Source organism: Pseudomonas sp. HMSC057H01 (genome assembly GCF_001836405.1).
Lineage (GTDB): Bacteria > Pseudomonadota > Gammaproteobacteria > Pseudomonadales > Pseudomonadaceae > Pseudomonas > Pseudomonas aeruginosa.
The window spans coordinates 1-24940 of record NZ_KV828456.1 but is presented as its reverse complement, the minus strand read 5'-3'; the positions used below and the strand labels follow the sequence as shown (position 1 = coordinate 24940).

The 24940-nt window shown below is 62.4% G+C and carries 26 protein-coding genes; 11 read left to right on the top strand and 15 right to left on the bottom strand.

Features of this window, described 5'->3' with window-relative positions; all coding sequences use genetic code 11:
* Window positions 1-5: 5 nt before the first annotated feature.
* The 4 genes from HMPREF2581_RS12505 to HMPREF2581_RS12490 all read right to left on the bottom strand — a co-directional run bounded on the left by HMPREF2581_RS12505 (window position 6) and on the right by HMPREF2581_RS12490 (window position 2099).
* The gene (locus HMPREF2581_RS12505) at window positions 6-254 is read right to left on the bottom strand and encodes a DUF2933 domain-containing protein (RefSeq protein WP_003246761.1); all 249 of its coding nucleotides are present in this window, start codon (window positions 252-254) and stop codon (window positions 6-8) included.
* Between the two features lie 79 nt (window positions 255-333).
* Window positions 334-867: a cupredoxin domain-containing protein gene (locus tag HMPREF2581_RS12500; RefSeq protein WP_003246762.1), complete on the bottom strand. Its 534-nt coding sequence runs from the start codon at window positions 865-867 to the stop codon at window positions 334-336.
* Window positions 868-1014: 147 nt separating this feature from the next.
* Entirely contained in the window at window positions 1015-1572 is a 558-nt protein-coding gene (locus HMPREF2581_RS12495) for a cupredoxin domain-containing protein (RefSeq protein ID WP_003139550.1), read from the bottom strand.
* Window positions 1573-1739: 167 nt separating this feature from the next.
* A complete protein-coding gene (locus HMPREF2581_RS12490) occupies window positions 1740-2099 on the bottom strand; it encodes a co-regulatory protein PtrA N-terminal domain-containing protein (protein ID WP_003139552.1) in 360 nt (119 codons plus the stop codon).
* A gap of 206 nt (window positions 2100-2305) precedes the next feature.
* Here HMPREF2581_RS12490 and HMPREF2581_RS12485 point away from each other — a divergent pair, with 206 nt between their 5' ends.
* Both HMPREF2581_RS12485 and HMPREF2581_RS12480 read left to right on the top strand, forming a co-directional pair.
* Window positions 2306-2983, top strand: coding sequence for a heavy metal response regulator transcription factor (locus HMPREF2581_RS12485; protein WP_004374688.1), 678 nt, complete (start codon window positions 2306-2308; stop codon window positions 2981-2983).
* Window positions 2984-2985: 2 nt separating this feature from the next.
* The gene (locus HMPREF2581_RS12480; protein ID WP_003139556.1) at window positions 2986-4362 is read left to right on the top strand and encodes a heavy metal sensor histidine kinase; all 1377 of its coding nucleotides are present in this window, start codon (window positions 2986-2988) and stop codon (window positions 4360-4362) included.
* 36 nt (window positions 4363-4398) lie between these two features.
* On the opposite strand, the gene HMPREF2581_RS32015 is transcribed toward HMPREF2581_RS12480, so the two are convergent.
* A complete protein-coding gene (locus HMPREF2581_RS32015) occupies window positions 4399-5013 on the bottom strand; it encodes a DUF6088 family protein (protein WP_004374692.1) in 615 nt (204 codons plus the stop codon).
* 315 nt (window positions 5014-5328) lie between these two features.
* Here HMPREF2581_RS32015 and HMPREF2581_RS33190 point away from each other — a divergent pair, with 315 nt between their 5' ends.
* On the top strand, window positions 5329-5616 hold the full coding sequence (locus HMPREF2581_RS33190) for a hypothetical protein (RefSeq protein WP_016487034.1): 288 nt from the start codon (window positions 5329-5331) through the stop codon (window positions 5614-5616).
* Here HMPREF2581_RS33190 and HMPREF2581_RS12470 read toward each other — a convergent pair.
* Window positions 5613-6605: a site-specific integrase gene (locus tag HMPREF2581_RS12470; RefSeq protein ID WP_003117287.1), complete on the bottom strand. Its 993-nt coding sequence runs from the start codon at window positions 6603-6605 to the stop codon at window positions 5613-5615. The two genes, HMPREF2581_RS33190 and HMPREF2581_RS12470, sit on opposite strands and share 4 nt — an antisense overlap.
* A 182-nt stretch (window positions 6606-6787) precedes the next feature.
* Here HMPREF2581_RS12470 and HMPREF2581_RS12465 point away from each other — a divergent pair, with 182 nt between their 5' ends.
* The 7 genes from HMPREF2581_RS12465 (at window position 6788) to HMPREF2581_RS12435 (ending at window position 14626) form a co-directional block, all read left to right on the top strand.
* Complete coding sequence (locus HMPREF2581_RS12465) at window positions 6788-7786, top strand: DNA-binding protein (RefSeq protein ID WP_003117288.1); 999 nt, start codon at window positions 6788-6790, stop codon at window positions 7784-7786.
* Window positions 7787-7824: 38 nt separating this feature from the next.
* Complete coding sequence (locus HMPREF2581_RS12460) at window positions 7825-8469, top strand: DUF6036 family nucleotidyltransferase (RefSeq protein WP_003117289.1); 645 nt, start codon at window positions 7825-7827, stop codon at window positions 8467-8469.
* Window positions 8450-8929 (top strand): hypothetical protein, encoded by a 480-nt coding sequence (locus tag HMPREF2581_RS12455; protein ID WP_003117290.1) that lies wholly within the window; start codon window positions 8450-8452, stop codon window positions 8927-8929. The genes HMPREF2581_RS12460 and HMPREF2581_RS12455 overlap by 20 nt, the downstream gene beginning before the upstream one ends.
* A 554-nt stretch (window positions 8930-9483) precedes the next feature.
* Window positions 9484-10815, top strand: a complete 1332-nt coding sequence (locus HMPREF2581_RS12450; RefSeq protein ID WP_016254180.1) for an APC family permease — start codon at window positions 9484-9486, stop codon at window positions 10813-10815.
* 78 nt (window positions 10816-10893) lie between these two features.
* Window positions 10894-12318 carry a gamma-aminobutyraldehyde dehydrogenase gene (locus tag HMPREF2581_RS12445; protein WP_011666655.1) on the top strand — a complete coding sequence of 475 codons (1425 nt, stop codon included), beginning with the start codon at window positions 10894-10896 and terminating at the stop codon, window positions 12316-12318.
* 45 nt (window positions 12319-12363) lie between these two features.
* A complete protein-coding gene (locus HMPREF2581_RS12440; protein ID WP_003089166.1) occupies window positions 12364-13617 on the top strand; it encodes an aspartate aminotransferase family protein in 1254 nt (417 codons plus the stop codon).
* Between the two features lie 88 nt (window positions 13618-13705).
* Complete coding sequence (locus HMPREF2581_RS12435; RefSeq protein ID WP_011666656.1) at window positions 13706-14626, top strand: NAD(P)-dependent oxidoreductase; 921 nt, start codon at window positions 13706-13708, stop codon at window positions 14624-14626.
* A gap of 292 nt (window positions 14627-14918) precedes the next feature.
* Here the strand turns inward: HMPREF2581_RS12435 and HMPREF2581_RS12425 are convergent, their stop codons facing one another.
* From HMPREF2581_RS12425 to HMPREF2581_RS12395, 7 genes are all read right to left on the bottom strand, one after another.
* Window positions 14919-16577, bottom strand: coding sequence for a cation acetate symporter (locus HMPREF2581_RS12425; RefSeq protein WP_011666657.1), 1659 nt, complete (start codon window positions 16575-16577; stop codon window positions 14919-14921).
* A complete protein-coding gene (locus tag HMPREF2581_RS12420) occupies window positions 16574-16897 on the bottom strand; it encodes a DUF485 domain-containing protein (protein WP_015502944.1) in 324 nt (107 codons plus the stop codon). Before HMPREF2581_RS12420 ends, HMPREF2581_RS12425 begins: the two co-directional genes overlap by 4 nt.
* A gap of 56 nt (window positions 16898-16953) precedes the next feature.
* The gene (locus tag HMPREF2581_RS12415; RefSeq protein ID WP_011666659.1) at window positions 16954-18600 is read right to left on the bottom strand and encodes an acyl-CoA synthetase; all 1647 of its coding nucleotides are present in this window, start codon (window positions 18598-18600) and stop codon (window positions 16954-16956) included.
* Between the two features lie 86 nt (window positions 18601-18686).
* Entirely contained in the window at window positions 18687-19454 is a 768-nt protein-coding gene (locus HMPREF2581_RS12410; protein ID WP_011666660.1) for an SDR family NAD(P)-dependent oxidoreductase, read from the bottom strand.
* Window positions 19454-20626, bottom strand: a complete 1173-nt coding sequence (locus tag HMPREF2581_RS12405) for an acyl-CoA dehydrogenase family protein (RefSeq protein ID WP_011666661.1) — start codon at window positions 20624-20626, stop codon at window positions 19454-19456. The genes HMPREF2581_RS12410 and HMPREF2581_RS12405 overlap by 1 nt, the downstream gene beginning before the upstream one ends.
* A 50-nt stretch (window positions 20627-20676) precedes the next feature.
* Complete coding sequence (locus tag HMPREF2581_RS12400; RefSeq protein ID WP_011666662.1) at window positions 20677-21033, bottom strand: DUF6285 domain-containing protein; 357 nt, start codon at window positions 21031-21033, stop codon at window positions 20677-20679.
* Entirely contained in the window at window positions 21030-22085 is a 1056-nt protein-coding gene (locus tag HMPREF2581_RS12395) for a phosphotransferase family protein (RefSeq protein ID WP_016254178.1), read from the bottom strand. Before HMPREF2581_RS12395 ends, HMPREF2581_RS12400 begins: the two co-directional genes overlap by 4 nt.
* A 196-nt stretch (window positions 22086-22281) precedes the next feature.
* Between HMPREF2581_RS12395 and prpR the strand changes: the two genes are divergently transcribed.
* Complete coding sequence (prpR, locus tag HMPREF2581_RS12390) at window positions 22282-24234, top strand: propionate catabolism operon regulatory protein PrpR (RefSeq protein ID WP_016254177.1); 1953 nt, start codon at window positions 22282-22284, stop codon at window positions 24232-24234.
* A 65-nt stretch (window positions 24235-24299) separates the two neighbouring features.
* Here prpR and HMPREF2581_RS12385 read toward each other — a convergent pair whose 3' ends face one another.
* Together HMPREF2581_RS12385 and HMPREF2581_RS33830 are read right to left on the bottom strand one after the other, a co-directional pair.
* Window positions 24300-24782: a transcriptional regulator gene (locus HMPREF2581_RS12385; RefSeq protein ID WP_223309047.1), complete on the bottom strand. Its 483-nt coding sequence runs from the start codon at window positions 24780-24782 to the stop codon at window positions 24300-24302.
* A 79-nt stretch (window positions 24783-24861) separates the two neighbouring features.
* Window positions 24862-24940, bottom strand: a 79-nt coding sequence (locus HMPREF2581_RS33830; RefSeq protein WP_371914911.1) for a hypothetical protein, incomplete at its 5' end; no start/stop codon positions are given.

The following is a 24940-nucleotide window of genomic DNA, read 5'->3' as shown; positions in this document are numbered from 1 at the left end:
GCGATCTATGTCCTTTCTTCGTCCTTGGAAACAGCGGTGCTGCTGGAGTGGGAGTGCCCGCCGTGATTGTGGCCAAACAGATGCATCAGCGGGCATAGCAGCAGGATGAGGTACGGCAGGGCCTGCGAAAGATGACCGTAATGCTCACGCGCTACATAGAAGATGCCGATTACGGCCAGCATGATCAGCGCAATGCCAATCTTGCTCTTCCAAAAAGGCGGCTCAGTGGTACTGGTGTGATGGGTATGGTCCACGACAATAGCCTCGTTTCAATGGCGGCCGGATCAGTATAGGTGTCTCAGACTGGACGGAGTTGGCGAGTATCAATAAACGTCAGCGTACGGTCACCTTACCGACCATTCCCGACTGATAATGTCCTGGAATATTGCAGGCGAACTCCAGTTCGGTGGCGGCGGAGAAGGTCCAGATCAACTCTTCGCGTGCTCCAGGTTCGACAAGAACACTGTTGGGGTCATCGTGTTCCATACCGACCATCTTCATGCCGCCCATGGCATGGCCCATATTGCTCATGTCATGTGCACCTGTAGGGGACAGCGTGCCGTTCTGAAACATCGCGGCCATCTCTTTCTGGTGCGCGGCATGGGATGCCGCTTTGCCAAGATTGAATTCGTGTAGCAGTGCACCGTCATTTTTCAGGACGAAGCGAACTGTCTCGCCTGCTTTGATCTCCATTGCTTTGGGTTCGAAGAAGATGTCCCCCATCCGGACTTCGATGGTGCGATCTACTGCCTGACCGTCTCCCGGTTGCCCAATACTGTCTTTCTTGTGGCCCGGGCTGGCCAGCGCATTGGCAGCACTGAGCAGCAAGCCAAGGGTGGTGATTATGAAAGCGGGTCTGAGTTTCATGGTGTGCCTCTGAGGTGTTGAGGAGGGATGAGTCCCGATGCTAATGAGGTGCAGCTGGCGGTACGCTGACGTGAAAACTACATCGCAGTAAGGTTCGTCAGATCGGTGCTACCCAGCTCGCGGCCAACGGGTAGCACCGATGCCGGACTAACGCAGAGCAAACTCACCGACCATCCCCGCCTGGTAATGCCCAGGCAATGTACAGGCGAAGCTCAAACTGCCCGCCTTAGGGAAGGTCCACACGAACTCTTTGGTTGTGCCGGGCTCGACGAGAACCGCGTTCGGGTCGTCATGCTTGGCTTTGATGACTTCCGGATAGCCTGGAGGGTTGGAGTCTCCCATGCCATAACGCTCATGCCAGACAATGCGCTCGGCCATGCCGGTCGGGGTCAGTGTGCCGTCCTTGAACAAGGACGCCATCTTGCGCTGGTGCTCCAGCTGGGACGCTGCCTGCCCGATGTTGAACTCGTGCATCAACGCGCCCTCGTTCTTCAGAACGAAGCGCACGGTTTCACCTGGCTTCACATCGATCGTTTTCTGGCTGTAGTTGATGTCGTCCATCTTTACCAAGATGGTACGAGTCGCTGGCGTCGCCTGGGCCTGCTGCCCAATGCCATTGCTACTGCCGCCGACCTCGGCAAATGCCGGAAAGGTGGTGCTGATGAACAGAGTGCTGATCAGCAGTTTAAGGGGTAAGCGTTTCATGGTGAGACCTCGAGATGGGTGCTGGAAATCTCATGCTATTCCCCGCTTGCTGCCAGGCCGCTGACCCCAAAACTACAATTGCGTCAGCTGGGAAAAAGCACGGCGCCATAAAGGCGCCGCTAGGCCGAAGGAGCAATCACGAAAGGCCTGTAAGATGGGGGAAATCTTTACTGATGGCATTCCTTGTCGGCCATCATCAGCTTGTGCTCTCGAATCATTTGACCCAGCACGTCGTCTACCAGCTTGTCATGCTTTTCCATCCAGGCCAGATGCTCTTCGGCAGACATGTTTGGCGCGGGATGTTCGTTGTGCAGCTGGCTCATGATGTCTTCGAGCATGTTCATATGCTCCTTCATGTGCACATGCCGCTCGCCGACCGGGGCCTTCTCCGCCTGGATCAGCACGGCTTCTGCTTTGTCGCGCATCTGCTGGATGCGCTCGAATACACGGTCGCTGCCCCCTTCGGCCCAAGCCATGGAAGACAGCAGTAGCGAACCAACCAGAAGCAAAGGTTTCAGCGATTTCATGGGCAGTCTCCATCAGTGCAAACTATGGCCGGCACCTCTGCTTTTGGTCTGTCGAGGGCCGAGAGCACAACCTAGTACTCATGCTTGCACCCTAGACAAGCCACCCTGTCAGTGAGCTGAAGTCAGAATTACATTTTCGTAAGCTTCTGGTTGGGGCCGCGGTTTGCCTGCAAACTCAGGCCACCCGACTTTTGGAGTCTGCACACATGAAACTACTGGTAGCTGAAGACGAACCCAAAACCGGTACGTACCTCCAGCAAGGTCTCACCGAGGCTGGGTTCAATGTCGACCGGGTTATGACCGGTACAGATGCCCTTCAGCATGCACTTAGCGAAGCCTATGACCTGCTAATTCTGGATGTAATGATGCCTGGGCTGGACGGTTGGGAAGTGCTGCGCATGTTGCGCGCAGCAGGAAAAGACGTCCCCGTACTGTTCTTGACGGCACGCGATGGTGTGGAGGACCGCGTTAAAGGGTTGGAGCTAGGTGCGGACGACTACCTAATCAAGCCATTTGCTTTTTCAGAACTTCTGGCCAGGGTCAGAACGCTGCTGCGTAGAGGCAATGGCTCACCCACGCAAACAACGATGAAAATTGCCGATCTGGAAGTCGATCTGATGAAGCGGCGTGCGATCCGTGGCGGGAAAAGAATTGACCTGACCGCGAAGGAGTTTTCACTGCTGGAACTGCTACTGCGCCGGCGCGGCGAGGTGCTCCCGAAGTCGCTGATTGCCTCTCAGGTTTGGGACATGAATTTCGACAGCGACACCAATGTCATTGAGGTTGCGGTACGCCGGCTACGCGCAAAAATCGATGACGATTTCGATCTCAAGCTGATTCATACCGCCCGCGGCATGGGATACATGATGGATGCGCCGGAGTGAATATGAAGCACCTTTCGCTGACAGCACGCATGAGCCTGATGTTCATGTCCGCGGTAATTGCAGTCCTGACGGTAGCAGGGCTGAGTTTCAATATGCTCAGCCAGCACCACTTCAAGATGCTGGATCGGCAGGCCCTGGTGGAGAAACTCGAATCCGCCAAACATATCCTCAACAATGCTCGCGGTGAAGCGAGCCTTTCGGAAGAATTACCGCAGTTGCGAGCCTTGCTGGGAGCCCATCAGGATCTGGCGGCCACTATCCTGGCCAGTGACGGTTCTGTACTGTTCTCCGCCCCCAGAGCAGTCGAAGTACCAGAGCGTTTCAGACGTGAAAATGAGCAGAGCATGTGGGAGTGGCAGAACGGCCAACACATGTACCGCGGCATGACGGCGCAAATCTCGGTAGCCGATCAGGCTGAGCCGCTCACAGCTTTGCTGATTCTTGACGTCACCAATCACACACACTTTTTCGACACGCTGCAACGATGGTTCTGGATTGGATTGGTCATCAGTGCCCTGTTCAGTGCCACGCTCGGCTGGGTGGTTGCTCGCAGCGGCCTTAGGCCTCTGCGGCAAGTCACTCATGTGGCCTCCGGGATGTCCGCTCGCTCGTTACAGGAACGAATCCCTCTCGAACCAGTGCCGCGGGAACTTCAGCAACTGGTTCTATCCTTCAATGCGATGTTGGCTCGGCTAGAGGATGCCTTCGTTAGGCTCTCCAATTTTTCGGCCGACATTGCCCACGAGCTACGCACGCCCGTTAGCAACCTGATGACCCACACCGAGGTCGTGCTGAGCAAGAAACGCGATATCAATGCCTATGAAGAGAATCTCTACTCCAACCTGGAGGACTTGAAGCGCATGTCTCGGATGATTGATGACATGCTTTTCTTGGCCAAGGCTGATAATGGCCTAATCATCCCCGAGCAGGCCAGGATCGAACTGGCTGACGTAGTCTTCAAGCTGTTTGACTACTACCACCTTCTGGCCGAAGAACATGGCATTGAACTATCGCTCACAGGCACAGGCCAAGTGCTGGGAGATCGGCTGATGCTTGATCGTGCACTTTCCAACTTGCTGTCCAATGCACTGCGCTACACGCCGGTGGGACATACAATTTCGGTTTTGATCCGCGAGACAGCGGACTCCACAACCTTCAGCATCGAGAACCCAGGGGACACAATTAGCTCAGAGCATTTAGAGAAGCTCTTCGACCGCTTTTACCGGGTCGACCCCGCTCGGCGGGAGGGAAGCCCGAGCAACGCCGGGCTCGGACTTGCCATCACCCGATCCATCATTGAGGCTCACAAAGGCCGCATCTGGTGCACCTCAGCCGCCGGCCTCACGGGCTTTCACATCGAATTGCCCCATTCCAGATGATGCCGATCTGGCGGTAAGTAGGCTACAGCTAAACCGCTAGCCCAACTTGACAGGGTGGGTGCAACTCGACTGAGCGCAGATTGCATTCGCCATCCAGATAGGTAACGAGCGGTGAGCTGACACCAGATCACCCCATTCGCTCTCGGGTAGTAGTTTATGAAGTTTGAAAACGGCATACCCCACGCTTGCCTCGCCAATCCAATCCAATGCTCGAATGGCTTCCCCCGCTCCAGTAGCGCCTAGAGCCATCAACCATCGAGGCGCATACCGAATCGACACGGTGGTCTTGCCTACCTGAAGCTCCCTAGAGCGTCCGTCGGTTAGAAAGACATAGCGAACTGGAACCTGTGTGCTCAGCCCTAATTTATTCGCGGCACGAGCCCCGTGGTCGACCAGCACTTCACCCAGCGCATTAGCCAGCGAGTGGACAACCTTCTCCGGTGCCGGCGGGCGCACGCCGAACCGAGTTTCGACTGCGGCAACATAAATGCCCCGAGCAACGCGAAACAGCTTTCCACCTTCGACCAGGCGAGAGAGTCCTCGCTGCACAGCATGGCGAGAACCATGATGCAGGAATCTGCTAGGTGTCAGAACCTCACCTTCTGGAAGCTGTTGAATGATGTCCAGGATTTTCTCGGGAAGAGCCTTCATTGTCCTGTCAAACCTCGTGAGTGGCCCTGCCAAGAACCACCAGAGGTGGCGACCATCTCATGCGGGACACATCATCGAACAATAGACCTGGTGCTTGGCTCCGTCCTGTGAGTACAGGCAATCTCTGTGCGAGTAGGTCTGGCCTGATGCCGTTTTGAAGTCGTAGCCCAAGACTCGTTCGTCCCGGTCATAGACCCTTATCAGCTCGGTCAGCTTCTCCATCGTCCAGTCATTGGATCCATTCAGCCTCGCAGGCAGTACAACCTGGACTGCCTCGACCAGCGTTCCCTCAGCGCGTCTTTGTAGCATGAACACTTGACCATTTCACTCAACGCGGGCGAATGGGAAGAGAAAAAACTAACGCCTTACCAGGTGGTCGTCCTTTGGAGCGAGTGGTCAGCAGCTGCCCGCGGGCGACTGAAAAATGAGCTGGAAATAGCCCGGCAAGAGAACATAAAAGCCAAAAAAGACAAGCAGGCATCCCGCAGTTACCTCTTCTTTGTGGGTGCCCAGGATGCCAAGAACCCTGCGATTTTCCATGTGCTGGATCATCGACTCATTTGCACCGCACATGACGAGCTGGTGTTCCCAGTGCGCAGCTAGGTGCAGATCGGGGCCGCGGAAGGCGGTCTTATGGCAGTCCCCTCGGGCCAGTTTGAGATGTGTTGTAGCGCACTCAACTGCCCAGGGAACACTCCTGTGCTCTCCACATAGCGCAATGCGGATTGGCCATCGCTCCAACCTACGTACTGCATCAGCGCTTTGAGATCCCAGCCGCTGCGGGTGGCCCAGGTGGCAAACCCGCGGCGTAGCGAGTGGCTACTGTACAGCTCCGAAGGCAGTCCTGCCGCCTGCAGTACGGCGCGCATGAGTGGGACAATGCTATTTGGGTGCAAACCCTGCTCACTTAAATGCCCCCAGCGATCAATTCCACGGAATACCGGCCCACGCGCGATGCCCGCCACGCTGATCCAGTCGACGTAGGCTTGTACTGGACATAACCTGGCCAACGCCGGCGCGCTGAAGGTCTGGCCTTGGTTGTCGCGGTCACCTTTGCTCCAGGGCAGAAACAGCTGCATGCCCTCCCCCGGCCTTACCTGGATGTGCTCGACCTGCAGACGGCACAGCTCATCGCTGCGGAACGCCCGCCAGAAGCCAATCAGCATCAACGCACGGTCGCGGCAACAGCGCAGCAACCGCGGCCAGTCGTCCTCCGCTCGTGCTCTCCCCTCGGCCTGTTCCAACCACAGCACGCACTGTTCGAGTTGGCGCAATTGCAACGGCTCGGCCTGCTTCTCCTGGCGCGGGTGCAGAGTACGGATTCCCTTGAGGATCTGGCGAACCAGTGGGGTCTTGGTCGGATCGGGGAAGCCTTGGCTGACGTGCCACTGCGCCAGTGCCGCCAGGCGCAGCTTGAGAGTGTTACTGGACAGCATGGCGGCGTGATCGACCAGGTAGCGCACGATGGCATCGCTGGTTGCCGGCAGAAAGCCGCCCCAGGTCACTTCGAAGTGCTCGAGCGCCTGTTGGTAGCTGCGCCGCGTGCTAGCGCGGGTGCCGGCCTGCAGGTACCGCTCGATCTCCTGGCTCATCTGGGCGTATCCCCTTGGTGTACCGGTGAGCGACGACTAAACGACAAAAATGCCGCCTCACCTTGGATAATTCATGATTACCCAATTCTAGATTATTGGTAGAAAATAAGGGAAATTCTTGATAAAGTGCTATGTATCTACATGGTATGTACCACAGAACGAAATCGTTAGGAGGCTCCGTCATGGCCCGTGGTGGAATCAACAAAGCTGTCGTGCAGAAAGCCAGGCATGCCCTCCTCGCCCGCGGCGCCCACCCCAGTATTGATGCGGTGCGCATCGAGCTGGGCAACACCGGTTCAAAGACCACCATTCACCGCTACCTGAAAGAGCTCGAAGACGCCGAGCGCGGCCGGGATGCGGCTTCGATCCCGCTCAGCGAACAGCTGGCCAATCTGGTCAGCCAACTGGCAGATCAGCTAGAGGAGGAGGCGCAGGCCGCGGTGGCCCTGGAGCGCGAACAACTGACCCGCGAACGGCTCGATTACCAGCATCGGTTTCGACAGGCCGAAAGCCGCATCCAACAACTGGAAGGCCAGACCGCGCTCGACGCGGAACGGCTTCAGACCACTCATCACGAGTTGCAGCAGGCACGCGAGCAACGGCAACAGGCCGAGATCGAGAACGCCCGCCTACAGCAGGCTAATCGTGACCTCGAGGAGCGGCACAAGGATCGCGACGCACAGATCCACTCGCTGGAGGAAAAACACCGACATGCGCGCGACACCCTGGAGCACTACCGACAGGCCAGCAAGGAACAGCGTGAGCAGGAACAACGCCGACACGAGTCGCAGGTACAACAACTGCAACTAGAACTGCGGCAACTGCAGCAGACCTTGATAATCAAGCAGGACGAGCTGACGCAACTGAACCGCGACAATGCACGCTTGCTCACCGAGGCGCGGCAGTTGCAAAAAGAGCGACATGCACAGCAACAGCTAGTGGCGCAGAAAACTCAGGCCCTGGAGGCTCTGCAGAGCACGCTGGCCGGCTCCGAACGCACGAATGAAGCCCTTGATCAGCGTTGTCGCACATTGCAGGAGGAGGTGTCCCGGCTGAGCGAAGCCTCCGCGCTTCAGGCGCAGCAGACGCAGGGCCTGCAGAAGCGCTTGGTCGAAGCCACTACACAGCTGAAGCTACTCGGGGCACCGCTTGCGAACAGCGATGGCGCATGTAGCACATGAACCGGCACACTGAGCCTATGCGCTGAGCGGAGGTGAAGATGACACTACTTGAGACTACCAATGAGGGGGCTGCGGAACCTGTCCGTTTGACTACGCCACTGGGCCAGGCCATTGGTAATCTGTTCGCCCGGGCCTTGCCGCTACTGGATGGCAATCCGCCAGGCTCGCTCAAAGTCTTCGTCTTCGGCGGCTGCGCGGTGCACCTGCTCACCCATGCGCGTGGTAGTGCGGACATCGATGCGGAGATCGAGGCGGCCCGCGTGCTGCGTAAGGACGAGATCATGGCCGTCTACACACCGCCAGAGGGTTATGAGGACGGCGACGGCCGCGACTTGCAGGTGTACCTGGACCAGAACTACACCAATGCCCTCGGGCCACTGCACGAGGACTACCGCGAGCGCGCCATCCCGATGGAGGGTTTCGAGGGTGAGCAGCCGCTGCATATCTTCGTTGCCGCCGGCGTGGATCTGGCCATCTCCAAGCTCGGCCGCTTTACGGAAAACGATCAATATGATATCGAACAGCTCATCGAATGTGGCCGTGTCGATGTCGGCCAGTTTGTTACACTGGCAACAGAGGCAATCGATTATGCCGTGGGCAACCGAAGCGCAATGCTAGGCTGCCTGAAACTGGTCATAGCGAAGTACCTGGAGGATGGGCGAGATGCCACGTCTGGATCGTAAACAAAGCTTTGGCACGCTCCTGGAGACTGTCACCCAGCAGCGTCTTAGCCAAGTTGCGTCCGATGCTCTTGTGGAGCTTGCCAAGCAGTTGTGGTACGAAGAGCGCGACCTCGTGCCAGTACTGCAGCGTGAAGTGGCAAGCAAGCTGCGCGAGCCTGAACAGAAGCTGCGTGCCCTCTATCTCGTCGACCTGCTGCGTCGCTTTCCCTGTGTATCAACGGACAAAGCCGCGCGCCTAAAAGGCTTTGTCAGCAGTTGGTCGAACCTGAAACCAGCAGAACGCTCACCTCGTGCGACCCAGCTTGTCTCTCGCTACCAACTCGACAAGCTGGCCTATGAATGGGGGCTTGAAGAGGACGTCAGCAAGCAGATGCAGGATGTCCTGGCTTTCCAAACCCGCCATTACGCCGCCACCCAGGGCGTGAAGACGGGCTATTCAGAGCCAACGCCCGTAAGCTAGCAGCAGGGCACGGCAAAATGGACGCGGAATGGCCAACTCAACAAATGACGACCAACGACTCGCTGATCTAACACGCGAGGCATTAGCCGACGTGAGCGAGGGTTTGGTGATCGATCACGCATTGGTCGAGACCTGGGCTCAGAGCCTTGATACCGACACCCCGGTGCCTTTGCCAACTCCAGATCGGCCTACTTAATTCGCAGCAGGCCGAACTGATCCTCAGCGGTATCAGGCTGAAGCCATTGCGCTAAGCGCGCCTTCGCTTGAGCAGGACTTCCATTCTGTTCGTTTAAATACAGCAAGTTACAGAACGAATGCACTAATTTTTGCCTCATCTCGGCATACCCCTGATTCCCCCCTTACCTCGGCATAACTTCAATCAGGCGTTCAGAGCCGATTCTATAATTGACTATAAAATCCTATAAAGCCCATCCTGAGTAACTTAGCGACGCTAGAAAGATATTTAAATACAATCAGTTGCAGCGCGTATGTCCTAATTTTCCTTTATCTCGGCATGACCCCCTTACCACTACGTAGCGTGAAGGAGGCCCGTCATGAGCGAATCAATCGCCGGCGCTTCATTGAAGCGCACGCTGGGTCCGTTTTCCGTTCTGCTGTTCGGTCTGGCGTTCCTCGCTCCGTTGATCGTGTTCGGCACCTATGGCGTGATCACGCAGGCCAGCGGCAACACCACGGCGATGGCCTACCTGATCGCGGCAATCGGCGTGGTGTTCACGGCCTTGAGCTATGGCCGGCTGGTCAGGGTGTTCCCGGTCGCCGGTTCGGCCTACACCTATACCCGCAAGATGCTGAGCGCGAACCTCGGCTTCATGGTGGGCTGGGCCGCCCTGCTCGATTACTTCTTCATCCCGATGCTGATCTGGCTGCTCGGCGCCAGCTACCTCAACATGGCCTTTCCAGAGGTGCCGCAATGGGTGTGGATCATCGGCTTCATCGTCTCCACCTCGCTGCTTAATATCCTGGGCATCCAGGTCGCCAACCGCTTCAACGTGCTGTTGATGGTCGCGCAACTGGCCATCATCGTCGTGTTCATCAGCCTGTGCGTGCACTACATCGTCGCGGCCAACGGCCCTGGCGGGCTGCTGTCGGCCAAGCCGTTCTTCAACCCGGACGTGTCCTTCGCCACCAGCATGGCCGGCGCCGCCATTGCCGCGTACTCGTTCCTGGGCTTCGACGCGCTGTCCACGCTCAGCGAGGAGACCCGCGACCCGGGCCGGACACTGCCGCGCGCGATCCTGCTGGTCGCATTGATCGGCGGCTCGGTCTACGTCGGCTCGTCGTACTTCATGTACCTGGCGCATCCCTCCCCCGCCTTCGAGCATGTGGACGGCGCCGCCTTCGAGATCGCCCGCATGATCGGCGGCGACCTGTTCTTCGCCGTGGTCCTGGCGGGGATCATCATCGCCCACTTCGCCGCAGGCATGTCGTTCCAGGCCAGCGTGGGCCGGCTGCTGTACGCCCTGGGGCGGGACAACCAACTGCCGCGCAAGCTGTTCGGTGCCCTGCATCCTCGCTACAAGACCCCGGCCTTCAACATTCTGCTCTGCGGCATTTTCGGCTGCGCGGGTTTTGCCCTGACGATCGCCACCGCGACGTCCCTGGTCAATTTCGGCGCGTTTCTCGCCTTCAGCGCAGTCAACCTTTGCGCGTTGCGGCTCTCCTTCGATACCCGCCTCGGAGACGGGGCGGGCTTGCTGCACGGGGTGCTCTGCCCGCTCGTTGGCCTGGTCACGGCCGGGTGGATGCTGGTCAGCCTGGATAACGACGCGCTGATCATGGGCTGTAGCTGGCTGGGCCTGGGGGCGGTCTATCTCGCTTGCCGGACCAGCTTCTTCCGCAACCCGGTGCCCGACGCGCTGGCGTAGCGACCGCCCTTCTATCGAACGCTCTGACAACAACCACAAGGCCGGCTTCGAGCCTGCCCTTCAATGGCGAGAATCGATATGCAAACCAAACTTCTGATCAATGGTGCCCTGGTGGCCGGCGAAAGCGAGAGCCACGCGGTGTACAACCCGTCCCAGGGCAACGTCCTGGTGCGAATTACCGAGGCCAGCGGCGCCCAGGTCCATGCCGCGGTGCAGAGCGCGGATGCGGCCTTCGACGCCTGGTCGCAAACGCCGCCCAAGGATCGCGCGGCCCTGCTGCTCAAGCTTGCCGAGCGCATCGATGCCCAGGCGCACGTGTTCGCTCGCCTGGAGGCGGACAACTGCGGCAAGCCTTTCAACGCCGTGCTGCTGGACGAACTGCCCGCCGTGTCGGACGTGTTCCGTTTCTTTGCCGGCGCCGTGCGCTGCCTGCAGGGCTCGGCGGCGGGAGAGTACGTCGCGGGGCATACTTCGATGATCCGCCGCGACGCGGTAGGCGTGGTCGCCTCCATCGCGCCGTGGAACTATCCGTTGTTGATGGCAGCGTGGAAACTCGGCCCGGCATTGGCCGGCGGCAACACCGTGGTGCTGAAACCGTCGGAGCACACGCCGCTGAGTACCTTGAAACTGGGCGAGCTGCTTGCCGAGATCTTCCCCGCCGGCGTGGTCAACATCGTCCACGGTCGAGGTGCCTCGGTGGGTGAGCCGCTGACCAGCCATGCCCAGGTGCGCATGGTGTCGCTGACCGGCTCCGTGCGCACCGGCAGCCGGATCATCGAAGGTACGGCCGAGAGCGTGAAACGCATGCACATGGAGTTGGGGGGCAAGGCTCCTGTACTGATCTTCGACGATGCCGACATCGACGCCGCCGTCGAAGGCATCCGCGCCTTCGGCTTCTACAACGCCGGCCAGGACTGTACCGCCGCGTGCCGCCTCTATGTGCAGAAAGGGGTCTACCAGGAGTTCGTTCGCAAGCTCGGCGAGGCCGTATCCAGCATCCGGTGCGGGCTGCCGGACGATCCGGCGACCGAGATGGGACCGCTGATCACCAAGGAGCATCTGGAGCGTGTCGAGGGGTTCGTGAACCGGGCCAGGGAGTTGCCGCACATCGAAGTGGTCACCGGCGGCAAGCGCGCCGAGGGTGCCGGCTTCTTCTTCGAGCCGACGGTCCTGGCCGGCGCTACACAGGAGGATGAGGTGGTGCGCCGCGAGATCTTCGGCCCGGTGGTGACCGTCTCGTCGTTCGAGGATGAAGCCCAGGCGCTGGCTTGGGCGAACGACTCCGACTACGGCCTGGCGTCTTCGGTATGGACCGCCGATGTGGGGCGCGCTCATCGCCTGGCCGCCCGCCTGCAATACGGCTGCACCTGGGTCAACACCCACTTCATGCTGGTCAGCGAAATGCCCCACGGCGGGGTCAAGCTGTCCGGCTACGGCAAGGACCTGTCGATGTACGGCCTGGAAGACTACACCGTGGTGCGCCACGTGATGTTCAAGCACTGACCGCCCACACCCCGGACTACCCAGATCATTTTTCAAGAGGTTTGCATGAACAACATCGAGACGTTCGAAAGGCTCGAGTCCAACGTGCGGATGTACTGCCGCGACTTGCCCCTGGTGTTCGATACCGCCCAAGGCAGCAGGATCCGCGGCGAAGATGGCCGCGAATACCTGGACTTCTTCGCCGGCGCCGGCGCCCTGAACTATGGCCACAACGACCCGCGCATGCGCGATGCGCTGATCGCGTATCTGTCGGCCAACGGCGTGACCCACGCCCTCGACCTGCACACCACCACCAAGCGCCAGTTCCTGGAAGCGATCGAGCGCGACCTGTTCAAGCCACGCGGCTGGGACTACAAGGTCCAGTTCACCGGCCCGACCGGTGCCGACGCCGTCGAGGCGGCGTTGAAGCTGGCGCGCAAGGCGACCGGGCGTACCAAGGTCGTATCGTTCTACGGGGCTTACCACGGCATGACCGCCGGCGCCCTGGCCGTCACCGGCAACCGCACTCGCCGTGGCCCCGGGCTTTCCACCGACGTGGTGTTCGTGCCCTACGAAGACAGCCCCTATGGCGAATTCGACAGCATTGGCTTCCTCGAGCGCCTGGCCAACGACCAGGGCAGCGGCTCGGAGCTGCCGGCGGCGGTGATCGTCGAGTCGGTGCAGATCCAGGCCGGCGTCTACCCGGCTTCCAACCAATGGCTGCAACGCTTGCGCAAGTGGACCACCGACCACGGCGTGCTGCTTATCTGCGACGAGATCCAGGCCGGTTGCGGCCGCACCGGCGACTTCTTCGGCTTCGAGCGCTCCGGGGTGGTGCCGGACCTGATCACCTGCGCCAAATCGATCGGCGGCTTCGGCCTGCCGATGGCGATCGTGTTGCTTCGTGCCGGGCTGGATGTATGGCAACCGGGCGATCACATCGGCACCTTCCGGGGCAACCAGTTGGCGTTCCTGACCGCCCGCATCGCGCTCAGCTATTGGCACGATGAGCAGTTCCTGAAATTGCTGGCCGACAACTGCGCGGCCATGGAGCGCGCGGTTGCCGGCTTTGCGGAAATTCCAGGCGTCGCGTCCGCGCGTTGTCGCGGCATGATCGCCGGCATCGATTTCGGCCGCGGCAACGTCGAGGTCGCCAAGGACGCCCAGCAGCGCGTGCTGCAAGCGGGCGTGCTGGTCGACCGCTGCGGCCCGAATGGCGAAATCATCAAGCTGATGCCACCGCTGAACACTCCGACCGACCAACTCGAAGACGGCCTCAGGGCCTTCGGCGAATCGGTCGCGGCAGCGCTGGGCGAATAGCTGCCAGGGTCACCCTTCGGCCTGTGTTGAAGCGCAGGCCGGAGACCTGTTGGACATCAGCCAGAACAATAATCAGGAGACCTCGAGCGTGCGTGAACACAATGATGAAAGCGTCGAGTTCGAAGTGTCCGTGATCGGGCTCGGAGCCATGGGAACCATCATGGCCCAAGCGTTGCTCAGGCAAGGCAGGCGCGTGGCGATCTGGAACCGCTCACCCGGCAAGGCCGCGGCGCTCGTCGCCGCTGGCGCTCACCTGTGCGAGAGCGCCGAAGCCGCGCTGGCTGCAAGCCCGGCCACGATCTTCGTGCTCCTGGACAACCAGGCGACCCGCGAGGTGCTCGGGATGCCAGGTGTGATGCAGGCACTGGCCAACCGTACGATCGTCGATTACACGACCAACGCCCAGGACGAGGGTCTGGCGCTTCAGAGTCTCGTCAACCGCGCGGGCGGCCATTACGTCAAAGGGATGATCGTGGCCTACCCGCGCAACGTTGGTCGTCGCGAAAGCCACAGCATTCATACCGGTGATCCTGAGGCCTTCGAACGGCATCGGGCGCTGCTTGAGGGGCTTGCCGGTCATACGACGTTCCTCCCCTGGGACGAAGCATTGGCCTTCGCCACCGTGCTCCACGCGCATGCGTTTGCCGCGATGGTGGCTTTCTTCGAGGCCGTGGGGGCTGGTGTCCACTTCGGCCTGCCGCCTTCGAAGACCGCTCGGCTCATGCTCGACACGTCGCGCTTTTTCGTCGCCGATGCACTCGAGGAAGCGGTCCGTCGGCTGGAAGCGCAGGATTTCGCAGGCGATCAGGCGAGGCTCGATGTGCATGCCCAGGCCTTCGCCCATATCGCCGGAGCCCTGCACGCACAAGGGGCCTGGACGCCGGTCTTCGACGCGCTGTGCCAGGCCGTGCAACGCGCGGCAGCCATGGGCTATGGCGATCAGGACATCGTAGCCGTCACCCGCCTGTTCGCCCGCGAATGCGACACCGCAAGCGCGGCGGGACAGTGACTGCGCTGCGCTTCTAAGGTCCTCGTGGATAGCGCCCGAAGAAAAAATCGCTGGAGAATCATATGCGCCGATTCGGTTTTCTACTGGCTGTCCTTGTACTGGTCATCTTCCTGAGTGCACTGTTTTCGAAGCCTTCCGTCGTCAACCGCGGGACGGCTCAGCGCATGGAGCACTACCCCACCGTCGGTATCGGAGACATCTTCCGGGGGCACTAGCCAGGCCTCGGGCGACAGACAGCCTCAAAGCCTGCCATGCGGTCGCTGCCACCCGTTCGACAGCGACCGTGTGCGCCTCAGTGGTCTATGGCTCCGCTGGCACCAAGGCCGGTCTGGCCTCGTACGTACTGGTCGGCGAAGGCTGCCCTTTCCGCCATGGCCCGCGTGGTCCGGTCCAGGCGGGAAACGCCATACGCCACCAGGAACGCCAACGGCATGGAGAACAGCGCAGGCTGGGTATAGGGGAACAGCGGCTCGGCGAAGTGCAACACATCCACCCACACCAGCCTGGAGAAAACCACGAAGCCCATGGCGCTGAACAACCCGACGTAGCCACCGGCCAACGCGCCACGGGTGGTCAGCCCCGACCAGAACATCGACAGGAACAGCACCGGGAAGTTGGCCGAAGCGGCGATGCCAAAGGCCAGGGCGACCATGAAGGCCACGTTGATGTTCTCGAACACGATGCCCAGGGCTATCGCCACCAAGCCAAGGCCCAGGGTTGCCAGCTTGGTTACCCGCAGCTCCTGCGCCTCGCTGGCCGCGCCCTTCATGATCACCCGCGCATACAGGTCATGGGCGATAGCGGACGCCCCGGCCAGGGCCAGGCCTGACACCACGGCCAGGATGGTGGCGAAGGTCACGGCGGAGAGGAAGCCCAGCAGCAGGTTGCCTCCCACTGCCTGGGCCAGGTGCATGACCACCATGTTGCCCCCGCCCAGCAGCTTGCCTCCCGCTTCCCCGCCCTCGAAGAACCGGGGCTGCTGGCTGACGATCACGATCGACGCCAGGCCCAGCAGGAAAATGACATTGAAGAAGTAGCCGATGAACCCGGTGGCGTAGAGCACCGACTTGCGCGCCTCCCGGGCATCGCCGACGGTGAAGAAACGCATCAGGATGTGCGGCAGCCCGGCGGTGCCGAACACCAGCCCCAGGCTCAGCGATAGCGCGGTCAACGGGTCGGCCAGCAAGCCACCAGGGGCCAGCAGGCGTTCGCCCAGGGCATGGCTATCCATCGCCTGGCTGACCAGCCTGTCATAGCTGAAGTCGAATTCGCGCATCGCCAGGAACAGCACCAGCGAGCCGCCGACCAGCAGCAGGAATGCCTTGACGATCTGCACCCAGGTGGTTGCCACCATACCGCCGAAGGTCACATACAGCATCATCAGCGCACCGACGATCACCAGGGCGATCTGGTAGTCCAGGCCGAACAGCAGCCTGATCAACTGCCCGGCCCCGACCATCTGCGCCACCAGGTAGAAACACACCACGGTCAGCGATCCGATGGCGGCCATGGTGCGCACCTTGCCCTGGTCGAGACGGTACGAGGTGATGTCGGCGAAGGTGAAGCGGCCCAGGTTGCGCAGCCGCTCGGTCATCAATAGCAGCAGTACCGGCCAGCCCGCGAAGAAGGCGATGAGATAGATGTAGCCATCCATCCCGGAGCTGTAGATGAGCGCGGTGATTCCCAGTAGCGTGGAGGCGGACATGTAGTCGCCGGCCAGCGCCAGGCCGTTCTGCCAGCCCCGGATACCGCCACCGGCGCTATAGAAATCCGCCGTCGAATGGGTCCGTCGCGCCGCCCACCAGGTGATGCACAGGGTGAACAGCACGAACACCATGAACATGCCGATGGCATGCAGGTTGAGCGGCTGGCGCTGGCCAGCGTCCAACGCGGGCGAGGCCGACAGCAGGCCGGAGTGCAGCGACAACGCCAGGGGAAGGAGCTTCTTCATGCGCCCCGCTCCTCTTCCAGCCCAGCGACCAGAGCCTGGGTCAGGCGATCGAATTCGCCGTTGGCGCGGTACACATAGAGCGCCGACAAGGCACAGAAGAACACGAACAGGAACACGCCGGCCGCGACCCCGAAGGTCATGTTCGAGCCCTGCGCCAGACGCCTGGCAATCAGCTCGGGGCAGAACGATACCAGCGCGATGTAGCCGTGGAACGTGGCCAGGATCAGCAGGAGCAGGCTCAGGGTGAAACGGTTTCGGCGCGCCACCAGTTGCTGGAACCGGGCACTGGCGCGGATACGTGCGTATAGCAGGCTGGACATGGGACACCTCGGGCAACCTAGTTATTGTTATGGAATGTGCGGGTGCGGCAGCGCCATCAGCGGCCGGCGTCGCCGGCCTCCTCCTCCTGCCGGGCCCACTCGCGCAGGACGAACTTCTGGATCTTGCCGGTGGCGGTCTTGGGCAGTTCGGTAAGCGTCACATGCCGCGGCGCCTTGAAGTGCGCCAGGCGCTCGCGGCACCAGCGGACCAGATCGTCACCCGTGGTTCTGGGTAAGGCATCCGCCCGCAAGGCGACGAACGCGTGGGGTGTCTCGCCCCAGCGCGAATCCGGGCGCGCCACCACCGCGGCCTCGACCACCTCGGGGTGCTGGTAGAGCACTTCCTCGATCTCCAGCGAGCTGATGTTCTCGCCGCCGGAAATGATGATGTCCTTGGCCCGGTCCTTGATTTCCACGTAGCCGTCCGGGTGCAGCACGGCCAGGTCGCCGGTGTGCAGCCAGCCGTCGGCCAACGCGGCGCGGGTGGCCTCGGGGTTGTGCAGGTAGCCTTTCATCACGGTGTTGCCCCGCACTACCAGTTCGCCAAGGGTGCGGCCGTCGGCCGGGACCGGACGGCCGGTGTCGGTATCCAGCACCGTGGCCTCCTCGAGCATCGGGTGGGCGACGCCCTGGCGGCTCATGAACTGGGCCCGGGCCTCCAGCGGCAATTCGTCGACCCCCGGCTGCCACAGGCACAGGGTGCTGGGGCCGTAGCTTTCGGTCATGCCGTAGGCGTGGGTGATGCTGAAGCCGCGTGCTTCCATGGCGGCGATGACCGCGCTGGGCGGCGCGGCGCCGCCGGTGATCACCGATACCGGCACGGCAGGGACGCTGGCATGCTCGGCATGGATCAGCATCGACATCACCACCGGCGCGGCGCTCAGGTGGGTCACCGCATGCTCGGCAATGGCGGCGTGGATCGCATCTGGCTGGACCTTGCGCAGGCACACGTGCGTGCCACCGGACAGCGTCACCGCCCAGGTATGGCTCCAGCCGTTGCAGTGGAACATCGGCAAGGTCCACAGGTAGACGCTGCGCGGCCCCAACTGGAAGATCAGCGCGCCGGCGCAGGCGTTGAGGTAGGCGCCGCGGTGATGCAGGACCACGCCCTTGGGATCCCCCGTGGTGCCGGAGGTGTAGTTGATGGCGATCGACTGCCATTCGTTCTGCGGCGCACTCAGCGGCCGCCCGGGGTCGCCCTGGGCCAGAAACGCCTCATAGTCCAGGTCGTGGGCGAGGTCGGCTCGCTCGGCCTGATCATCGTCGATGCCCACCAGCAAGGGCGGCGCATCGAGCATGGCCAGCGCCTGCTGGGCCACGGCACCGAACTCACGGTCGCAGATCAGCACCCTGGCCGCGCAGTGGCGCAGGATGAAGGCGATGCTGCGTGCCTCCAGGCGGATGTTGATGCATACCAGCACCGCCCCGGCACCGGGTACGCCATAGTGGGCCTCGAGCATTTCCGGGATATTCGGCGCCAGTATCGCCACCCGCTCGCCCGCTTGTACGCCGACCCGCTCCAGGGCGCTGGCCAGGGCGCAACTGCGCTCGTGCAACTGGCGGTAGCTGTAGCGCCTTGCGCCATAGACCACCGCATCGCGCTGCGGGTACACCTGCGCGGCACGCTTGAGGAACGACAGCGGCGACAGCGGGACATGGTTGGCTTCGTTGGGAGCAAGCTCGTGCTCGAGGGTAGGAACCATCATGGCAGCCACCTCATCGACACATTGCTCGGGTCTTGCACGCACATACATACCTCCTGTTCTTGTTGTTATTGCGCCAGGGCGCGTTACAGGCTGCTGCACAGGTGGCCGCCATCGACCACGATCTCGGCGCCGCTCATGGCCCGCCCGGCATCGCTGGCGAGCAGCAGCAAGGCGCCGTCCAGGTCCGCCGGCACGCTGAAGCGGCGGCTGGGGATACGCGAGCGCAACTTGTCGCCGGCCTCGCTGGCCAGGAAGGCCTCGTTCAGGTCGGTCATCACGTAGCCGGGCGCCAGGGCATTCACCCGGATGCCATAGCGCGCCAACTCCAGCGCCATGGCGCGGGTCAGGTGGGCCAGGCCGGCCTTGGCCGCCAGGTAAGGGCCGACGGCACCGGCCACACGGCTGGCGAGGATCGAAGTGACATTGATCAGGCTGCCGCCCTTCCCCGCCGCGACCATGCGCCGGGCACTTTCCTGGGCCACCGCCCAGGCGCCCTTGAGGTTGGTGTCGAGCACGCGGTCCCAGCTTTGATCGTCGCAGGCCAGCAAGGGCTGGCTGTCGCTCACCCCCGCATTGTTGACCAGCACATCCAGCGGGCCGGCGGCATCGAGCACCCGGCAGATATCCTCACGGCAGGTCACATCGAGGGCAAAGGCCTGCGCCCGCCCTCCCGCCACCTCGATGGCCTCCACCAGCGCCTGCAGTGGCGCCTGGCGCCTGGCGGTCACCACCACCTCGACGCCTGCGGCGGCCAGGGTCATGGCGAAGTGGCGGCCAAGGCCGCTTGAGGCGCCGGTCACCAGGGCGCGGCGCCCGTCGAGGGCGAACAGTCGGGCAAGGTTCGGTTGCATCAGTGGGCCTCCAGGCGCTGGTCGAGCAGCTTCTTCGCCAGGCTCATGCGGTGCACCTCGCTCGGGCCGTCATAGATGCGGAACGGGCGAATGTCGCGGAAGATCCGCTCCACCACGGTCTCCCCGGTCACCCCGCGCCCGCCCAGTACCTGGACGCAACGATCGACCACCCGCCACAACGCCTCGGCGCTGATCACCTTGGCCATGCTGGAGTCGACATTGGCCCGCCGGCCCTGGTCGAGCACCCAGGCGCAGTGCCACACCGCCAGGCGCACCACGTGCAGGTCCATCATGTTGTCGGCCAGCATGAAGCCCACACCCTGGTGCTCGCCCAGCGGCTTGCCGAAGGCATCTCGGGTGCGCGCATAGTCGCAGGCGATGTCGTGGGCACGGCGCGCGGCGCCCAGCCAGCGCATGCAGTGGGTCAAGCGCGCGGGCGCGAGGCGCACCTGGGCATAGCGGAAGCCCTTGCCGATCTCGCCGAGCACATCGCTCGCCGGAATACGCAGGTTGTCGAAACGCAGCTGCCCGTGGCCACCGGTGAAGCAGCTGTCCAGCGAGTCCAACTGGCGCTCATGGATGATGCCGTCACGCTTCATGTCGGTCAGGAACATGGTCGCCGTACCATCCTCCATGCGCGCCATGACGATGCCGAAGTCAGCGCCTTCTGCGCCGGTGATCAGCCACTTGCGGCCATTGATCAGGTAGTCGTCGCCATCGCGGATGGCGGTGGTGCGCAGCATCGAAGGGTCCGAGCCGGAGCCTGGCGCAGGCTCGGTCATGGCGAAGCAGGAACGGGCATGGCCCTGGACCAGCGGGCGCAACCAGCGGTCTTTCTGCGCCTCGGTGGCGACCACGTCCATCAGGTGGATGTTGCCTTCGTCCGGGGCATGGATGTTCAGCGCCACCGGGCCCAGCGGCGAGTAGCCGGCCTCTTCGAAGACGATCGCCTTGGCCACGTGGCTCAGCGCCAGGCCACCCATTTCGCGGCTGGCGTGGGGCGTCAGCAAGCCGGCCGCGCGGGCGCGGGCCACCAGATCCTGGCGCAGGGCGTCGCTGGGGCCGTGGCTGTCCTGGCGGGGGTCGTTCTCGAGCGGGATGACCTGTTCGGCGATGAAGTCTCGGGTCTTGGCCTGCAAGGCGAGCAGTTCGTCCGGGAGGGTGAAGTTCATGGTTGTCCTTCTGGGTGCTTGTCTGTCGGGAATGAGATGGCTGACGCCGTTCAGGGCAAGGCCTTGGGATTGCTGATGGCCAATCGGGCGAGGGTGACCTGGCGCAATGTCTCGACCAGGGTTCTATGGTTTTGCGGGGCGTCATGGCTGCCCAGGCGAATGGCCCGTGCCAGTTGGCGGCGCAGGTCGGGCAAGGCTGCGGGCGCCTCGTCGACCAAGGCGGCCAGACGTGTCCGCTCCTGGTCCTCGGCCAGAGCCACCAGGCGGCTTTCGCGGGCTGCGATGGCCATGGCATTGGCGATCATCAGGGCCGGGTAACGCAGCTCGCCGGGCAGCGCTGGCAGCAGTTGCTCCAGAAGCGTCGAGCGAGCGATGTCGAGCAGTTCATGGGCATCGGGCTGGGTCATGGCGCTTCGGCTCCGGTCATGTGCAGGATGTCGAGCTCAAGCTCCGGCAGCAGTCGTGCGGTCAGTGCCAGCTCAATGGACGGCTCTTCGCCGGACAGGTGGCGCTGGCCTTGCTGCAGGGCGATCACCGCCCAGCGCAGGGTGGCCATGACCTGCCAGTAGTGCAGTTGGCTGCGCTCGATACGCAGCGGAGACACCTCGTGGTAGCCACCCAGGAAGTCCTCCAGTTGGCCGATACCGCCGGCCTCGAGGTCTGGGCGGGTGAAGCGCCAGCAGCGGGCGGTGAACCAGCCTAGGTCCTCGCAAGGGTCGCCCCAGCCGGTGAACTCCCAGTCGAGTACGGCTTCGAGTCCCTGTTCGCTGGCCAGGTAGTTGCCGGTGCGGTAGTCACGGTGCAACAGACACAGGGTGCCGTTGTGCGGTGCGTGCAGCTCGCACCAGCGCAGGCCCCACTCCAGCACCGGGTAGGCATCGGCGAGGGTGTCGAGGTAGTGGCGATAGGCGTCGATGGTCGCCAAGGCCGGTGAGCGGGTTGGCATCGGCAGGAAATCCAGCGTGGCGCACGGCGGGCGAACCTGATGCAGGCGCGCCAGGTTGGCGCCAAGCTGCGCCGCCAGCTGCGCCCGGCCCTGGGGGCCGGTGCCGGCGCTGAGCAAGCGACCGGCGGCGACACCCGGCACGTACTCCATCAGGAAGAACACCCGCCCATGCACGCGCATATCGCGGCACAGCCACAGCGGGCGCGGTACTTTCACTCCGGCCTGATGAACCACTTGCAGCACCGCGAACTCCTGTTCGCGGTCAAGGCTGGCGGGTAGCGCGGAAAGCGCATCGCTGCGCAGCACCCAACGCCGGGCGCCAGCCCAGGGGCCGCCTTCGATCAGCAGGTCCAGCAGCCAGTTTTCCTGGATGGCGCCGCCGCTCAGGCGCTGGCGTGCCTGGATGACCACCCGCTTCGCTGCGGCGTGCTCGCGGATGAACTCGACCAGTGGCTGGTCGTCCGGGGCCACGAATGTCTCGCCGTCCCGTACGGTCGTAGGAGGAGTGCTCATGGGGTTGTAGGGTCTGCCTGTAGTCATGTTGTCAGACAGCTTTAGCAACGCCTGGGCCAATTTTCGGGATATGCCTGTAACCCGCGCGCTCTCTGGCGCCAGGCTTTTCCATGGCGCTCGACGAAGCAATCCGGGTTTCACTTTTGCAACGAACTGATTCAGTATCGAAACAATTCAATCCTGAACAGGTTTCGACATGCGTCCTCCCCTTTCCCAGGTCGTCGTGCTGGTCAGTCACCTTCAACGACCTCGGCAGCGCAGTCGCCTCGCCAGCCTGGTGGCCGGCCTGGCGGCGGGCTACCCGGACGTCCATATCGAGGTGCTCGACACCTCGGTATCCGAAGCCCTGCAAACCGCCCGCGATCTCGAACAGCGCGGCAAGGCCGACGTGTTCGTCTGTGCTGGCGCCACTGCCGCCTACCTGCGTAGACACCTGGCACGTCCGGTTCTGACGATGCGCGTTGGCGGCGGAGACCTGTTGCGTGCGCTGGAGCAAGCCCGCGAACACTCCTCCCATGTCGCCCTGCTCAGCTACAACCGCATCGACCGGGACCTGCAAGCCATGCGAACGCTGTTCACGGTGCAGGTTCACCAGGTCGCCTACACCACCCTGGAAGAGGCTCGCCAGGCTGTCCTGGAGGTAGCCCGGCTGGGTTGCCGCAGCATCATCGGTTCGTCGACGGTGGTGGAGCTGGCGGAACAGGCAGGCCTGCACGGCGTGCTGTCGCTGAGCGAAGACACTGCGCGCAAGGCGCTCGAGGAAGCCATGGGAGTCCTCGACAGCCAGCGCCTGGAGATCGCCAAGCGGCGGCATCTGGACGCGGTGCTGCAACACATTCCAAGCGGTGTGGCAGCGGTCGACAACCAGGGTGTGGTGCAATCGCTCAACCCTGCCCTTGCCCAGTTGCTGGAGTTGCCGGTCAGCTCGGCTCTGGGTCGACCGTTACAGCAGCTATGCCCGGAGCTTGACCTGCAACAGGCGCTAGAGGATGGCGGTGGCGAGGAAAACCGGGTGATCCGGCTGGGCTCGCACGCCGTGGTCAGCAATCTCCTGCCGATCCTGGAGAATGGCGAGCGTACCGGCCTGGTGCTCACCTGCCAGGACATCACCGCCGTGCAGCGCGCGGATCAACGCATCCGCTCCACTCGCCGTCCAGGTGCCTTCACCGCGCGTTACCGGCTCGAACAACTCAACGGCGCGAGCAAGGCCAACCGTGAGATGTTGCAGCTGGCCAAGCGCTTTGCCGCCAGCCATTCGACCATCCTGATCACTGGCGAAAGCGGCACCGGCAAGGAACTGCTCGCCCAAGGGATCCATAACGAGAGCCCTCGCCGGCACGGGCCTTTCGTCGCCATCAACTGCGCGGCGTTTCCCGAGTCGCTACTGGAAAGCGAACTGTTCGGCTACGAGGAAGGGGCCTTCAGCGGTTCGCGCAAAGGCGGCAAGCCCGGCCTGTTCGAGGCGGCGCACCGTGGCACGCTGTTCCTCGACGAGATCGGCGACATGCCTGTGTCGCTGCAGACTCGCCTCCTTCGTGTATTGCAGGAGCGAGAGGTCTTGCGCCTGGGCGGCACCGAGCCGATCTCCATCGACGTGCGCATCGTCGCCGCCACCCACAAGGACCTGGGGGGCGCCATGAAGGATCGCGAGTTTCGCACCGACCTGTATTACCGGCTGAATATCCTGCGCTTGCAGACCACGCCCCTGCGCGAGCGGCCCGAGGACATCCCTCTGATTTGCCAGGGAATCAGCCAGCGCCTGCTGGTCCAGGGCCAGCCACCGGGTTCCGCAGGCATAACGACGCTCCTGCTACCCTACCTCGTCCGCCATTCCTGGCCCGGAAACGTCAGGGAACTGGAGAATGTCATCGAACGGGCGATGCTCTCCGCCAGCGAAATCTTCCATGAGCACGGCGTGGATGAGCATTACCTGGCTCGCGTGCTGCCCGAGCTATTCGAAGGCCAGCCTCAGCCCAGGTCCCGGAAAGAGCCATCGCGCACAAAGGATTTGCACGCCATCGGCAAAACCGCGCAGTTGCGCTACATACAGGAGACGCTGGACAGCTGCCAGGGCAGCCTTGACGAGGCTGCGCGTCGGCTCGGGATCAGCCGGACCACGCTGTGGCGGCGGCTTCGTTCGGCACGCTGAGCAAAACGATGCGCCTGGGCGATGCGGAACTCGCCCAGGCCTGGACGCGGCCGGTGCCGTGAAACTCAATTGATCAGCGGAACCTGCTTGCCGATCTGCAACGCCTCCAGCGCGTCCAGTTGCGCTTCGATCTGCAGGAAACGCATGGCCCGCCGGGGTGACATCTTCTCGGCCACTTCCTGCACGTACCGGTGCAGCACGGCCAGCTGTTTCTCCTGCAATCCCCGATAGAGGTCGACCATCCTCGAAGCTTCCGCGTCGGTAATGCTGCCGGAACCATAGGCGCGGGCATATTCGAGCAGGAGCTGGAATGTCTCCTTGTGCAGGCTGTCCGTCTCGCCTCGGTAGCGTGAATAGATCGGCCAGAACGTCTCGGCTTCGGTGCCGTCCAGCGCCATGTTTGCCTCGACCATCCGTTTGCGCTTGTAGTTGATGGTTTCCAGCTGGTTCCTGATCTTTTCCTTGTGCTCGTTCATCACCTGCTCGACCGATGGCAGGGGTTCGTCGGCATGAGCGGCAAGGGAAAGGGTCGCGACCAGGGTGGCCACGAAAAGCAAGCGCCTGGACATCGGCGTTCTCCTTCTGGGTTGATCGAATGGATTCATGCTGCCGCGGTGCGATGCGACATCAACGGGCCCCGCGCCTCAGGGCGATCCTGGGCGCCCACTCCAGCCATTCGTCATTGGCCGAATCGAACAGGGCGAAG

Excerpts from the sequence above, each read along its gene's own strand:
- HMPREF2581_RS12445 (WP_011666655.1), top strand. The coding sequence starts at position 10,894 with ATGCAAACCAAACTTCTGATCAATGGTGCCCTGGTGGCCGGCGAAAGC.
- HMPREF2581_RS12500 (WP_003246762.1), bottom strand. The coding sequence starts at position 867 with ATGAAACTCAGACCCGCTTTCATAATCACCACCCTTGGCTTGCTGCTC.
- HMPREF2581_RS32015 (WP_004374692.1), bottom strand. The coding sequence starts at position 5,013 with ATGAAGGCTCTTCCCGAGAAAATCCTGGACATCATTCAACAGCTTCCA.
- HMPREF2581_RS12395 (WP_016254178.1), bottom strand. The coding sequence starts at position 22,085 with ATGAGCACTCCTCCTACGACCGTACGGGACGGCGAGACATTCGTGGCC.
- HMPREF2581_RS12495 (WP_003139550.1), bottom strand. The coding sequence starts at position 1,572 with ATGAAACGCTTACCCCTTAAACTGCTGATCAGCACTCTGTTCATCAGC.
- HMPREF2581_RS12450 (WP_016254180.1), top strand. The coding sequence starts at position 9,484 with ATGAGCGAATCAATCGCCGGCGCTTCATTGAAGCGCACGCTGGGTCCG.
- HMPREF2581_RS12465 (WP_003117288.1), top strand. The coding sequence starts at position 6,788 with ATGGCCCGTGGTGGAATCAACAAAGCTGTCGTGCAGAAAGCCAGGCAT.
- HMPREF2581_RS12470 (WP_003117287.1), bottom strand. The coding sequence starts at position 6,605 with ATGAGCCAGGAGATCGAGCGGTACCTGCAGGCCGGCACCCGCGCTAGC.
- HMPREF2581_RS12490 (WP_003139552.1), bottom strand. The coding sequence starts at position 2,099 with ATGAAATCGCTGAAACCTTTGCTTCTGGTTGGTTCGCTACTGCTGTCT.
- HMPREF2581_RS12460 (WP_003117289.1), top strand. The coding sequence starts at position 7,825 with ATGACACTACTTGAGACTACCAATGAGGGGGCTGCGGAACCTGTCCGT.
- HMPREF2581_RS12405 (WP_011666661.1), bottom strand. The coding sequence starts at position 20,626 with ATGAACTTCACCCTCCCGGACGAACTGCTCGCCTTGCAGGCCAAGACC.
- HMPREF2581_RS12400 (WP_011666662.1), bottom strand. The coding sequence starts at position 21,033 with ATGACCCAGCCCGATGCCCATGAACTGCTCGACATCGCTCGCTCGACG.
- HMPREF2581_RS12480 (WP_003139556.1), top strand. The coding sequence starts at position 2,986 with ATGAAGCACCTTTCGCTGACAGCACGCATGAGCCTGATGTTCATGTCC.
- HMPREF2581_RS12410 (WP_011666660.1), bottom strand. The coding sequence starts at position 19,454 with ATGCAACCGAACCTTGCCCGACTGTTCGCCCTCGACGGGCGCCGCGCC.
- HMPREF2581_RS12455 (WP_003117290.1), top strand. The coding sequence starts at position 8,450 with ATGCCACGTCTGGATCGTAAACAAAGCTTTGGCACGCTCCTGGAGACT.
- HMPREF2581_RS12420 (WP_015502944.1), bottom strand. The coding sequence starts at position 16,897 with ATGTCCAGCCTGCTATACGCACGTATCCGCGCCAGTGCCCGGTTCCAG.
- prpR (WP_016254177.1), top strand. The coding sequence starts at position 22,282 with ATGCGTCCTCCCCTTTCCCAGGTCGTCGTGCTGGTCAGTCACCTTCAA.
- HMPREF2581_RS12485 (WP_004374688.1), top strand. The coding sequence starts at position 2,306 with ATGAAACTACTGGTAGCTGAAGACGAACCCAAAACCGGTACGTACCTC.
- HMPREF2581_RS12425 (WP_011666657.1), bottom strand. The coding sequence starts at position 16,577 with ATGAAGAAGCTCCTTCCCCTGGCGTTGTCGCTGCACTCCGGCCTGCTG.
- HMPREF2581_RS12440 (WP_003089166.1), top strand. The coding sequence starts at position 12,364 with ATGAACAACATCGAGACGTTCGAAAGGCTCGAGTCCAACGTGCGGATG.
- HMPREF2581_RS12415 (WP_011666659.1), bottom strand. The coding sequence starts at position 18,600 with ATGGTTCCTACCCTCGAGCACGAGCTTGCTCCCAACGAAGCCAACCAT.